9 protein-coding genes are annotated in these 12,932 nt (G+C 57.3%); 5 read left to right on the plus strand and 4 right to left on the minus strand.

Translation table 11 applies throughout. The features are described 5' to 3' along the window. Nucleotides 1-164: 164 nt before the first annotated feature. Nucleotides 165-1,529, minus strand: coding sequence for an NAD(P)-dependent alcohol dehydrogenase (locus J0X19_RS00085; protein WP_242581750.1), 1,365 nt, complete (start codon nucleotides 1,527-1,529; stop codon nucleotides 165-167). A gap of 75 nt (nucleotides 1,530-1,604) precedes the next feature. Between J0X19_RS00085 and J0X19_RS00090 the strand changes: the two genes are divergently transcribed. After that, nucleotides 1,605-3,119 carry a peroxidase family protein gene (locus J0X19_RS00090; RefSeq protein WP_206979846.1) on the plus strand — a complete coding sequence of 505 codons (1,515 nt, stop codon included), beginning with the start codon at nucleotides 1,605-1,607 and terminating at the stop codon, nucleotides 3,117-3,119. Between the two features lie 50 nt (nucleotides 3,120-3,169). Here J0X19_RS00090 and J0X19_RS00095 read toward each other — a convergent pair whose 3' ends face one another. Beyond that, on the minus strand, nucleotides 3,170-4,525 hold the full coding sequence (locus J0X19_RS00095) for a T9SS type A sorting domain-containing protein (protein ID WP_206979847.1): 1,356 nt from the start codon (nucleotides 4,523-4,525) through the stop codon (nucleotides 3,170-3,172). Between the two features lie 343 nt (nucleotides 4,526-4,868). Here J0X19_RS00095 and J0X19_RS00100 point away from each other — a divergent pair, with 343 nt between their 5' ends. The 4 genes from J0X19_RS00100 to J0X19_RS00115 all read left to right on the plus strand — a co-directional run bounded on the left by J0X19_RS00100 (nucleotide 4,869) and on the right by J0X19_RS00115 (nucleotide 8,882). After that, nucleotides 4,869-7,415 (plus strand): type IA DNA topoisomerase, encoded by a 2,547-nt coding sequence (locus J0X19_RS00100; RefSeq protein ID WP_206979848.1) that lies wholly within the window; start codon nucleotides 4,869-4,871, stop codon nucleotides 7,413-7,415. 86 nt (nucleotides 7,416-7,501) lie between these two features. Beyond that, nucleotides 7,502-8,404: a hypothetical protein gene (locus J0X19_RS00105; protein WP_206979849.1), complete on the plus strand. Its 903-nt coding sequence runs from the start codon at nucleotides 7,502-7,504 to the stop codon at nucleotides 8,402-8,404. Nucleotides 8,405-8,428: 24 nt separating this feature from the next. Beyond that, a complete protein-coding gene (locus tag J0X19_RS00110; RefSeq protein WP_206979850.1) occupies nucleotides 8,429-8,692 on the plus strand; it encodes a hypothetical protein in 264 nt (87 codons plus the stop codon). Nucleotides 8,693-8,714: 22 nt separating this feature from the next. Continuing rightward, the gene (locus J0X19_RS00115) at nucleotides 8,715-8,882 is read left to right on the plus strand and encodes a DUF2905 domain-containing protein (RefSeq protein ID WP_206979851.1); all 168 of its coding nucleotides are present in this window, start codon (nucleotides 8,715-8,717) and stop codon (nucleotides 8,880-8,882) included. Between the two features lie 64 nt (nucleotides 8,883-8,946). Here J0X19_RS00115 and J0X19_RS00120 read toward each other — a convergent pair whose 3' ends face one another. Both J0X19_RS00120 and J0X19_RS00125 read right to left on the minus strand, forming a co-directional pair. Continuing rightward, on the minus strand, nucleotides 8,947-10,794 hold the full coding sequence (locus tag J0X19_RS00120) for a prolipoprotein diacylglyceryl transferase family protein (RefSeq protein ID WP_206979852.1): 1,848 nt from the start codon (nucleotides 10,792-10,794) through the stop codon (nucleotides 8,947-8,949). Between the two features lie 501 nt (nucleotides 10,795-11,295). Further along, nucleotides 11,296-12,783 (minus strand): SDR family oxidoreductase, encoded by a 1,488-nt coding sequence (locus tag J0X19_RS00125; RefSeq protein WP_206979853.1) that lies wholly within the window; start codon nucleotides 12,781-12,783, stop codon nucleotides 11,296-11,298. Between the last annotated feature and the right edge of the window lie 149 nt (nucleotides 12,784-12,932).

The following is a 12,932-nucleotide window of genomic DNA, read 5'->3' on the forward strand; positions in this document are numbered from 1 at the left end:
GAGGATTGAGGGCCTAAAGATGTGGAGTTTGGCTTGAAGTTGCCGGGCTTTGCAAACAATTCAAACGCTATATTCCAAACGAAAGCAGCCGAGCGAGCTGCTAACCTACACGACCATAGGTTGCTAACTCGCTCGGCTGCTTTCGTTTGCCGCTGCTTATCTGCTTACGCCTCGTCTTTCAACGACTGCATATCAATGACGTGGCGGTAGCGCACTTCCTTGTCCAGGAGGTCATCGAAGGCCTTGTTGATGTCCTGCATCTTAATCATTTGCACGTCGGGCAGGATGTTGTGCTGGGCGCAGAAGTCCAGTACTTCCTGGGTTTCGGCAATGCCCCCGATTACCGAGCCGGCCACGGTGCGGCGGTAGGTGGCCATTTCCATGTTGTTGAGCGGCTTTTTGTATTCGCCCAGCAAACCTACCGCCACAATGGTGCCGTCGAGGTCGAGCAGGCTTACATAGTCGGTGATGTCGTAGGCATCGGGGATGGTGTTGAGGATGAAGTCGAACGAGGCTTCGTGCTGCTTCATGGCGGCCGAGTCGGTGGAAATCAGCACCTCGTGGGCGCCCATGGCCTCGGCATCAGCCCGCTTCTCCTTGGAGGTGGTAATAACCGTGACGGTGGCGCCCAGGGCTTTGGCCAGCTTCACGCCCATGTGGCCCAGCCCGCCCAAGCCCACAATGCCCACCCGGTCACCTTCCTTCACGTTCCAGTGCTTGAGCGACGAATACGTGGTGATGCCCGCGCACAGAATCGGGGCGGCGGCTTTGATATCGAGGCCGTCCGGAATGCGCAGTACAAACGACTCCTTTACGGTGATGTTGGTGGAGTAGCCCCCGAACGTGTTGGCGCCGCTGCCGTCGGGCTTCATGGGGCCGTTATAGGTGGCGGTCCAGCTGACCGGGCCCTGGCAGTAGTTTTCCTCGCCGTGCTGGCAGGGCCTGCACTGGCCGCAGGAGTCAATCATGCAGCCTACGCCCACCGTGTCGCCCACTTTGAACTTGCGCACGGTGCTGCCAACCTCAATTATCCGCCCCACAATTTCGTGGCCGGGCACGCAGGGATACACCGTGTTTTTCCAGTCGTTCTTCACCTGGTGCAGGTCCGAATGGCACACGCCGGTGTAGAGGATTTCGATGTGCACTTCGTCGGCCTGGGGCCGGTGCCGCTCGATTTCCATGCGCTTGAGGCCGTTGAAAATCGAGTTGGTAGCGCCGTAGGCTTTGGTCTTGATGGTTTCGGTGCGGCTTGGTTCTTTGGTGCTGGTTGACATAGCTGGTAAATCGGGCTGGTTTTGGATGCGGAAAAGGGGCGTGGTGCACTGGCTGGCTCGTGCTGCCGGGGCATTGGGGAGGTACGACTGCCTTCGGCTGTAAGTTGATAGGATACAGCGGAATGGCAGAATGTTGTAGGTACATACCTGACCGGGCTGCCAACGGCCGGTGCCCCGACGGCAGCCGGCGAAGTGGCGGCGGGGCGCGACACGGTAAATGGCAGCAGAACTGCGCGCCGTGGCCCAGCTGCGCATCACATATAGATGTGACTAAATAGGTTATTTATTAGACGTTTTCAATATTTGATAACCACTCTACATCATTAGGTTATGACACGACACGGGGCCCTCTACCAGGATATTGTACCGTACACTTCCCGCTATTACGACAAAGGGAAGTTCGGGCGGATGTTTGCCAACCTGCCAGCCTTCGCGCAGGATAGCCCCAAGGTGCGTGAGGCCCTCAAAGACATCGGCAAGAAGGGCGGTATCATGGATGCCAAGGACGACTTGGCCAAACCGCCGGCCGAGCTTATCACCAACGCCGACCTGCAAGTCAACAACCCCAACGCGCCCGTTATGACGGCCGGCATGACTTTCCTTGGCCAGTTCATCGACCACGACGTCACGTTCGATCCGACATCCAGCCTGGAGCGCCAGATTGACCCCGAATTTGTGGAGAACTTCCGGACGCCCACCCTGGCCCTCGACAACGTGTACGGCAGCGGCCCCGGCGCCTCGCCCCACCTCTACGACGCTTCCGATGGGCAGGGTATCAAGTTCCTAATCGAGCCGCTGGGCTTGAAAGGCAAAGAAAACATCGAGAAGTTCGACCTGCCGCGCAACACCCAAAACACGGCCCTCATTGGCGACCCGCGCAACGACGAAAACCTGATTGTGTCGCAGCTGCACCTATTGTTTCTCCGCTTCCACAACGTACTGGTAGACGCCGTGCGAGTGAAGTACCCAAGCAAGAACCCCGGCGAAGTATTCCGGGAAGCGCAGGAGCTGGTGCGCTGGCACTACCAGTGGCTGCTGCTGCACGAGTTTCTGCCCCAGCTCTGCGGCGAGCAGGTAGTAAATGACGTGCTGAACAACGGCCGCAAGTTCTACAGCTGGCACAACGCGCCCTACATTCCGGTGGAGTTTTCGGTGGCGGCGTACCGGTTCGGGCACAGCCAGGTGCGGCCTTCTTACCGCGCCAATTTCGGTATTACCAGCGCCCCCAATCCGGCCCCGTTTTTCGCCACCATCTTCGACTTCAACGCCGACCACCACAGCCCCGACCCCAACGACCTGCGCGGCGGCAAGCGGGCCCCCCGCCGCTTCATCGACTGGCACACGTTCTTCAACCTCGGCGACGGTAGTACCCGCCCCAACAAGCTCATCGACACCAAGCTGTCGTCGCCGCTGTTCCAGCTGCTGGGTTTTGCCGGCGGCGACGTTATTTCGCTGGCTTCGCGCAACCTGCTGCGGCAGCTTACCTTCAGCCTTCCATCGGGCCAGCGGGTGGCCCACGCCATGCGCATGAAGCCGCTGGAAGATGACGTGTTCGAGGACTTGAAAGGCTACAAAGTGAACTTCGAGAAAAGCACGCCGCTCTGGTTCTACATCCTCAAGGAGGCCGAAGTGCAGCACATGGGCATCCGCCTGGGCGACGTGGGGGCCCGCATCATCACGGAAGTATTCGTGGGGCTGCTGGAAGGCGACAACAGTTCCTTTCTGACCCAAAATCCGTTCTGGAAGCCCTGCCTGGACTGCTGGGAGCCCTACCGCACCGGCAAGCACTTCACCATTGCCGACCTGGTCCGCATTGCCGAAGGCAAAGTAAGCATCAAGCTGTAGAAGTATGCCAGAGCTACCTCTACAGCTTGATGCTGCTGCGCTGCTACGCTTTACTCCACCAGCAGCTTGCGGCGCACCACGCCAGCGCTAGTCTGCACTTCGAGTGAGTAAACGCCTTTGGGTTGCTGGCTCAGGTCGAGGCGTTTATCAGCGGGCAATGCCGCCGCTTGATAAACGCCTCGACCCAGTGCATCGAGCACACGCACGTTGCTAACGGGGCCAGCCGTAGCAGGAAGTTGCACGGTGAAAGTGCCGGAGGGGCTGGGGTTGGGGAATACGTCGGCAGCAATAATCGGTGTGCTTACCACGCGGGCCGCCAGCGGGCTGCCTGTGTAGCGGCCGGTACCGTCATACCAGATATCCTCAACAGCGGGTTCTATATAGGCGCGCACATACCACCCGGCGTCAGGCGCAGTGAATTCAATAGTTAGAAAGCTGTAGTTGTTGTTGTTTAAACTTACCCAGGTCTGACCATCGTCATATGTCACCGCGGATCCACTAATGCTTGCTGATTGTGGTCCATAATATCTAACGCCTGCTATGTATGTGCGAGTGCCGGGAATAGCTGTTAGTGTTGCAATTCGGGACGCTGGAAAAGGCGGTGGTGTAGTATTCTGCCAAGTCAAGCCACCATCAGCACTACTAAGCATTGCATTTACCAAACCAGGAGCGGGCAATAATGCATGTTGCGTGTCTCGGAATACTACTTCAGAATAGCCGGAAATTGTTGGCAAAGTCTGCGTACGCCAGGTAAGGCCACGGTCGGTGCTAGCCCAAAAACCGGTGGGTCTGTTAGATGCATCATAAACGGTGGTCCAAATCAGCCCGCTTATTTCGCGCAGTGGCCCTAGCTTCTGTCCGGTTGGAAGGAGCGGCATTGAGTTTTGCAGTTGCCAAGTGAGCCCGCCGTCGGCGGTGCGGTGCAACATGCCAGTTGCTGGGTTGATTAAGATGCCCTCCGTCAAACTAAAAAAACGTAGTAGCTCTAGCTGAGTTGTTGGGACGGGTAAGGGCCGCAGGGTCCAGGTGGTGCCACCGTTGGCGGTGTAATGAAGGTCAACGCCGGAAATTGTAGCGCCTGTTGCATCAGTGCGCTGTAATAGTACCCACGCATGTTGCGCATCAATAGCTTCTAAGTTCCCGTGTCCATAATACTCATTCACTGGCGCGGCCGGTCCAACGTTTTGCCAAGTTTGACCACCATCAACAGTGCGAGCAATTCGAATATTGGATGGCGTGAGGATATAAGTGGTATTACTGAACCAAGCTGTCTGCGCGTCTATTGGGTCAAGCTGAGCGCCAGACAAGCGGGATGGCAGAGGTACAGGGTTGCTGACGGGTTGCCATTGGGCCAGTGCCGGAACGGTGCCAAGAAGAACTACGATAGGGAGGAAAATCTTGCGCATAAGACATAGGAGTGAAAGAGTGAATAGAATCTATTGCTTCAGGCTGCTTGGCATTCCGTTCGATTGCCGATGTTCGCATGACCGATTAGAGAGCAAAAGGGTTGCACCAGCTAGTTGTACAACTCCAAATCCAGAGAATATGCCAAGCAACAACCAAGCCGTACAATTGACTGGAGCTATATAGAGAAGATAGTACAAGGACTTTCTCGGAATTATAAAGGCTTTCTATTTCAGCAAAGCAGTCTAATTTCCGCACACCGCTACCGACTTTTTCTCCTGTTATCTTTGTTGATTCCCTGCTGACCACTTCAGCACCCCTACCACTTCAGCGAGAACCACCGATTTGAAAGTCTGCATTGCCGAAAAGCCCAGCGTCGCCCGCGAAATTGCCACTGTATTAGGCGCCAACCGGCGTATGGACGGCTACTACGAAGGCAACGGCTACCAGGTCACCTGGACGTTCGGGCACTTCTGCCAGCTCCGGGAGCCCGAGGACTACCGCCCCGAGTGGAAGCGCTGGAGCATCCACGACCTGCCCATGCTGCCCGAAACCTTCGGCATCAAGCTCATGCGCCGCGACGATGGCGTGGTGCGGCAGTTCAACGTCATCAAGAACCTGCTGGCCAGCGCCGAGGAGGTGATAAACTGCGGCGACGCCGGGCAGGAGGGGGAGGTGATTCAGCGCTGGGTGCTGATGGAAGCCAAGTACCGCAAGCCCTTCAAGCGCCTCTGGATTTCGTCGCTCACCGAAGAAGCCATCCGCCAGGGCTTTGCCAACCTGCGCGACGGGGCCGAGTTCGACAAGCTTTACCAGGCCGGCAAGAGCCGCGCCGTGGGTGACTGGCTGCTGGGGCTGAACGCCACCCGGCTGTTCACGCTCAAATACGCTGCCGGGCAGCGCCAAGTGCTGAGCCTCGGCCGGGTACAGACGCCCACGCTGGCCTTGCTAGTGGACAGGTACCACGAAATCCAGAACTTCAAGCCGGAGCCGTACTGGGTGTTACGCACCGAGTACCGCGGCACGATGTTCAGCCACGTGGCCCCGCCCAAGAAAGGCAAAGCCGACGACGATGAGCCCGACGAAAAAGCCCGCCTGAAAGCCCGCGGCTACTTCGTGAGCCAGGAAGAAGCCGATGCCGCCATGGCCGCCGTGAAAGACGTGCCCTTGACTGTCACTGGCGTTGAAATCAAGAAAGGCTACGAAACGCCCCCGTCATTGTTCGACCTGACCTCGTTGCAGGTGCAGTGCAACAACCAGCTGGGGCTGTCGGCCGAGGATACGCTCAAGATTGTGCAGGGCCTCTACGAGAAGAAAGTGGTGAGTTATCCGCGGGTAGATACCACCTTCCTGCCCGACGACCAATACCCCAAAATTCCGGACATTTTGCGTGGCTTGAGTGGCTATGCGGGCCTCACGGCACCGTTGCTGGCAACCAAAATCCGCAAGAGCACTAAGGTTTTCAACAACAACAAAGTAACCGACCACCACGCCATCATCCCGACCGGGGCCAGCGCCAGCAGCCTCAGCGGCCACGACCAAAGCGTGTACGACATCATCGTGCGCCGCTTCCTGGCCGCTTTCTACCCTGATTGCGAAGTATCGAACACCACTGTTACGGCCGAAGCAGGTGGCTATCCGTTCCGGGTGCGGGGCCGGCAGATACTCAACCCCGGCTGGCGCGTAGTGTACGGCGACCCAGAAAAACAGCAGGCCCCCTCGGCCCCGAAAGCGGCCGGCGAAGGCGAAGACGACGTGGTAAGCACCGTGCTGCCCAACTTTGTGAAGGACGAAACCGGACCCCACAAGCCCCGCCTCGACCAGAAAGTAACGCAGCCCCCGCGCGAATACTCAGAGGCCATGCTGCTGCGCGGCATGGAAACCGCCGGCCGCAACGTAGACGACGACGAGCTGCGGCTGGCCATGAAGGAAAACGGCATCGGGCGGCCCAGTACCCGCGCCGCCATCATCGAAACACTGTTCAAGCGCGGCTACATCATCCGCGAAAAAAAGAAGATTCTGCCCACCGCCACCGGTGTTGAGCTGATTGGCCTGATCCGCAACCCCACGCTGAAATCGGCGGAGCTGACGGGGCAGTGGGAGCGGAAGCTGCGCCAGATTGAGTCCGGTAACCTGGATGCGGGCTTGTTCCTGGACGAGCTAAAGCAGCTGGTGCGCGAAATGGTGCAGGAGGTGAAGCAGGATGGCTCGGGCCGCGGCATCACCGTCAGCAAAACCGAGCTAGCCGACCTTACCGGCCAGAAGAAAGCCGCGGCCACTAAAGCTAATCCGCCTAAAGCCGCGCCTACGCCGGCCGTGCCCGGCGCACTCGGGGCCTGTCCGGCTTGCGGCAGCGGCCACGTGTTGCGCGGCAAAACGGCGTTTGGCTGCTCCCGCTGGCGCGAAGGCTGCCAGTTCCGGCTGCCCACTGAGTTTGAAGGCAAGAAACTCACTGACAAGCAGCTGGCGCCATTGCTTGGCAAAGGCCGCACGCCGGTTATCAAAGGCTTCGTAGATGATGCCGGCCAGAAGTTCGACGCCGCCATCCGTCTGACCCCGCAACGCACCCTGGAACTAGTACGCGCCGCCGAGAGCAAACCTACCACGCCCACCGACCCCGGTCTGATACCGTGCCCGGTGTGCCGGCTGGGTACCATGCTCAAGGGCAAAGCCGCCTACGGCTGCTCCCGCTTTCGCGAAGACTGCCAGTTTCGGGTGCCGTTCGAATGGGGCGGCAAAACGCTGAGCGATACCCAGATGAACCAGCTGCTGCGCAAAGGCAAAACCGGCGTCATTCGCGGGTTTATGTCGGTTAAAACCGGCAAGCATTACGAAGCAGTGCTGCAAATCAACCCGGAAGGCCGCATCGAGCCGGTGTTCGGGCAAGGGTAGTATTTAAGGATTTACAAAACTTATAATTCCTAATTCAAGTGCTATATCAATTATGCAGGCTTGCTTTCCAAACGGTTCTTCTGGGAATGTGGCTTCCTGCCTTTGGCCAGAAGCCACAACAACCGATTGATGCAATAAGGTCAGATAAGGAAGTCCAACAACTTGTAAGAGCTACGGACGAGGACTACAAAACCTTTGAAGTCAGTTCGAGGCTGCGGTTTGCTGATAAACGAGTTGAAAAACAATATCGGCAAGCGAAAATAAAAGCGTGGGAGAAAGCAGATATTGATGGCAATGGCTACACTGATTTACTTATCACAGGAACGCACCACGACGAAGATAGCAAGGTTGTATGCCTGCTAGATATGGGAAATGGTAAGCTATTGTTGGAGCCTTTCGACCGACAGTTTTACCGTTTCTGTCCGGTTGCTAAAATTGTCTATGATGGACCACAGCCACTTATCAGTTATACGGATTTCGACAACCCATTTCTAGTGGTTGACAGTCTTCAGGATAAAAAGGCATTCTTATTAGTATATAGATTTAGGGGCTTTATCGAGTATAACAAGCAGCCCGCTAAAGAAGGCGCATTTGATAGTATCGTATATGAATCTGACTTTGCTTATCACGATGTTATCACCTCAAAGCAAACAGTAGACGCACTAGGAAATGCCACCTATTACTCGTGCAAATGGCCGGTGCTGGATGAGAGTAAGAAGACTTGTGAATCGTTGAAAACAGTGCTTGATTTCCGAACGCTCAGGGAAATAAGTGAGCTGATAAGCTACCTCAATATTGAACAGCTACAACCTACATATCAGACTGACTTCAACCACGTCCCATATGCTTCTCTGAAAATATCCTTCCGCAACGGTAGGAAGATCGACCTATACGATAAAGGCGAGATGGGCACCTTCGGGTTGATGAGGTTATATGCTTTATTAGGGCAGTTGCGTAAAAGCCAATCGTGGCAACCAGTTAAGCCTTAGATTGCCTGCGAAGTATACTGACGTATGAACCAATCCACCTTCCTGCCGCGCCTTGCTGCCTATTGCATGGGTTTGCCTGTGTTATTCGTCCTGTATTTGTTTACGCGGGGGCATGTATCCATGCAGGTGATGTTTCCGCTTTTCGTGGTAGGGCTTTTTGTTGCCATTGGCGGGCAGGCCCGCATCCGCCGTTCTTACCCACAGGATTTCAGCAAGCGTGAAGAATGGCTGGCCCTTGGCGTCTTCTCGGTAGTGGTGGTCATCGGTGCGCTGCTGGTAGTGAAGTAGTAGAGGCGTAATTCTCGTAGCTATGCCGCCCCAGCTCGGTAAATTACTTGTTCTGATAGGCCTTGCTGTAGCGGTTTTCGGCGCGTTCGTCTGGCTTGGCGGTGGTTCCTGGCTCGGCTGGCTCGGCCGCTTGCCCGGCGACATCCGCATCGAGCGTCCCGGCTTCCGGCTCTACGCGCCCATCGTCTAGATGCTACTCGTGAGTTTGTTGCTGAGCGGGTTGTTGTGGCTGTGGCGGCGGCTGAATTAAGTGCCTAGTGTTTCTTGCTCAACCGGTATTGCAGGCGCATTGCTACTTGATGGTGACGCCCAAAGTTAGTAGCGCCATATGGCTCTGCCCACAAGCCTGTGTTGCCCAATGGTACGCTGGCACTCAGAAAGGCCATTCCCTTAGTAGGATCATGCTCGGCTAATGCTACGCCGGCTAATAATTGGCGGCTCCATGTAGAGCCCAAACCGGAGCCAAGAGCTATGCGGCCAGTAGGATTGCCCACCCCAAGTGGCCCAACCGCATAATCGCCCTGCACGAACAGAGTACGACGTACACCCAACCAAATAGTGGCTTCAGGTACTGCGGCTAGCGTTTGCAATCCGTCGCTGCCGCTTGCGTCAGGGTCGCCGAGGTGAGCTAATGTGCCAATATGCACGCCTAGTCGAATACCGTAGCCAAATCCGCTAGCTCGGATTCTGTCTCGCTGAATGTAGGGGTTAATATCCAGCAACGAGAAGCGCCGGCCATCTTTGGGGTTGGCCGTAAGAAAAGGGCCGCCCGGAGTCAAGGGTTGCGCGCTTATGTACTCGTTGCCGCCCCAGAGGCCTACCCCATAACTAACGCGGCCAGTGGTGCGCACACTAGGGCGCGTGTATGCAAAGTCGCCGCCGACTGCTTGATACTTATGGTAATAACCCACCCGGTAGGCCGGGCTGGAGCAACTGCCCCCGCCACCACCCCCATTGATATCTTGGTCGTAAGCGCCGCTTATGAACCCAGGAGTGAAGGAAAAATAAGCTCGAGTGGAATCGGCGGGTACTTGATTGGTGAACAGCAGCACTACCGCCGCGGCGGCCAGCGGCAGGCCTGCCCGGCGTGTGGCCATAGCCCCTTGTAGCACCGTGGTGGTAGCCAAAAGCACCACCACCAATAATACCACCTTCACTACCACAAGCTCCGGCTGCGTGAGTGCCCCCGCGGGCAGCAGCAGCGTACCAACCAGCAGCACTACCACAACTAATAGGTTGCGCACCGGCTGGTTGCGGGGGGGCACCTCCGGGGTAGAATTTACGGTACGCGCGTGATACACAAACAGGCCCCATACGCCCAGCAGAAAGATGGTGTATGGCAACAACAGCCATTGCAGCTGCATCATCCGGATGCCACCCAGCGTAATAAACGTTGCGCCAACCGGCTCACCAGCCGGCTCGCGCCAGAACTCGATAACCAGCCGCCCGAGCACCAGCAAACCAGCTTGCAGCAAAGCCCAGCTGCCCGCCGGCCAGCGGCGGTGGCGCGTCAGCCACAGCACCAAACCAGTGCCGGCGCACAGCACTAGCGTGTAAAGCTGAGTGGGGTGCAGAGCCAGGGAGTGAGTTGCTCCCATTTCCAGCAACCCTTGTTGCTGCTGAAAAATGTAAGGAATAGACCCCGCTGCGTAGGTGATTCCCCAGGCGCTATCGGTAACTTCCCCGAAGCAGCACCCCGTTAGTAGGCAGCCCACGCATTGCACCACCAGGCCGGCGCAGAATGGCATGGCAAAGGCATCGGCCACGTGCCAGCCGAAGCCCAGCCACCGGCGCAACAGCAGCACTACCACGCCAAACCCCAGGCCGCCTCCCAGCACTGAGCGGGCCGTAGTATCAGGCCAGGTGCCGTGTTGCAGCAAGGCCGGCCAGGCGTTGGCAGGCAGGGCCAGCAGCTTGGTGCCTACAATAAAAGCCAAGGTGCTGGCAGCTATCAGTACCAGCCACGTCTGGAGCGGATAGCCGCGCCTATAACCTGCCCATAGCAACAGTGCCAGCTGCACGGCAAAAGCTGCCACGTAGCAAGTAGTATAGTAGTGATGCCCTTCGGGAGAAGGCAATAGCAGGGTAGCAAATAGGGGCATAGCAGTAGGCAACAGAATGGGAGAGAACCGCAAAGCGGGGGAAGAAGCTAGGAGCAGCAAAAGCTAAAAGGCCGCCTTCCGAAGTGTAGATTTCGAAAGGCGGCCGAATAAGGAAACACCATAATAGTAGTGTAGAAGTAATTGAATAGCTGTTGGGTGGATATGAGAATAAACTAGTTCAACACGGGCAAAAGCCCCAATGTAGCGGTTGGCACTGCCGAGAATGCTGCTGCACTGGATTGTGAGTTGAACTAACGCAATTCGATTCTGCAAACGAGGCGAGAATCCTTACTATTCGGACATCAAATCAGAATCGTGTATCCTTGTAAAATTCAGATTAACAACAAGATAAGTATTGTATATAAGGACTTTTGAATCCACTGAATAACTGTGTTTTTTTATTCTTTAGACAAGAAAAACTATCATTCGATGCCACAGCTACATTCTACCACTCAGTGAAGCCAGTGGTAACGAACGAGGTGGTCTTGGGCTTGAAAGGCTTTAGCTTGCCGGCACTGCCAGCGGCTGGGTTACCGGTACCGCTTCGCCGTACTGCACAATATTTTCAATCATGCCCTTGAAGATAACGAAGTGAAACGGCACCAGCGAGTACCAATACAGCCGGCCCGCCAGGCCGCGCGGACGGAAAGCCGCCAACTGTTCCAAGGTATGCGAGCCGTCGTCGTTGGGCAGAATGCGGAATTGCAGCCAGGCTTCGCCGGGTAGCTTCATTTCGGCGTAGAGCAGCAGGCGGCCGCTTTTACGGTCGGCGACCAGCACGCGCCAGAAGTCGAGCGGGTCGCCGGCGCGCAGGCTGGTGGGGGAACGGCGGCCCCGGCGCAAGCCCACGCCGCCCACCACTTTATCGAGCAGGCCGCGCACGCGCCACAGCCAATCCACTTTGTACCAGCCCCGCTCGCCGCCAATGCTCCATACGTTTTGCAATACCTCCTGCGGGGGGCGGGTAAAGCGCAGGGTCTGGCGGTCGGTGAGCAGGCCGTGCTGCGGTATCTGAATGTGGTCCATGTAGTTGCGGGGCATCACGCCGCTGCTGAGCGCGTCGCTCCAGCTGCTCACCACCTCGTTCTGCTCGATGCGCTGAAACGCCAGCTCTACGGCGGCGCGGTAGCTCATGCACGTGTGCGGCACTACCGGCGCAATGCTGCGCTCCGGTGTTGCCACGGTGTCGTTGCGCAAGCTTTCCACCAGGCTTTGGGCCAGTGAAAACGTGGTGCGCGTAACCAGAAACAGCCACCACGACGACAGCCGCGGCGTAAGCACCGGCACCGTGATAATGTAGCGCCGCAGCCCGCGCACTTCGGCCAGCCCCAGCAGCATCTCGCGGTACGTCAGCACGTCGGGCCCGCCAATGTCGAACGACTTATTGAAACAGGCCTCGTTGCCCAGCACGTTCGTTAGGTAGTGCATGACGTCGCGGATGCCGATGGGCTGGCAGCGCGAGTTCAGCCAGCGCGGCGTTACCATCACCGGCAGCTTTTCCACCAGGTCCCGGATAATCTCGAACGACGCCGACCCCGAGCCAATGATAATGCTGGCCCGCAGCACCGTGAAAGCCGCTTTGCACTTGCTTAGCTCCTGCTCTACGCCCAGCCGGGAGCGTAAGTGCGTGCTCAGGTCGTGGTCGTTGGCAATGCCCGACAGGTAGATGACCTGCCGGGCTGTGGTGGTATCGAGGTAATGCGCAAAATGCCGCGCCGACTGCTGCTCGGAGTGGTAGAAGTTCTTGTTGCTGCCGCTCATGGAGTGCACCAGGTAATAGGCGGCTTCGATGTCGGTAGGCAACTCGCGCAGGGAATCGGGCTTCAGCAGGTCGCCCTCGGCTATGGTTACGCGGCTGCGCAGGCGCTCCGGCAACTCGAAGCGGCGCGGGTCGCGCACCAGGCACACAACTTCGTGGCCGGCTTCTACCAGCAGTGGCAGCAGGCGCTGGCCGATATACCCATTAGCACCAGTGAGCAGGATTTTCATAGCGGACAGGTAAGAGGTGGATTCTCTTTAACCGCCGCGCCGCCATTGAGTTGCGTAAACGGCTGGTAATCCACTAAAATGCCTGCTTGGCCGGCACCCTGCCACTATCATCCGAAAGGAGGCTCTTCCAGCTTGCCGCAAATGCACAG

Origin of the sequence: Hymenobacter telluris (assembly GCF_017313265.1) — a bacterium.
GTDB classification, from domain to species: domain Bacteria; phylum Bacteroidota; class Bacteroidia; order Cytophagales; family Hymenobacteraceae; genus Hymenobacter; species Hymenobacter telluris.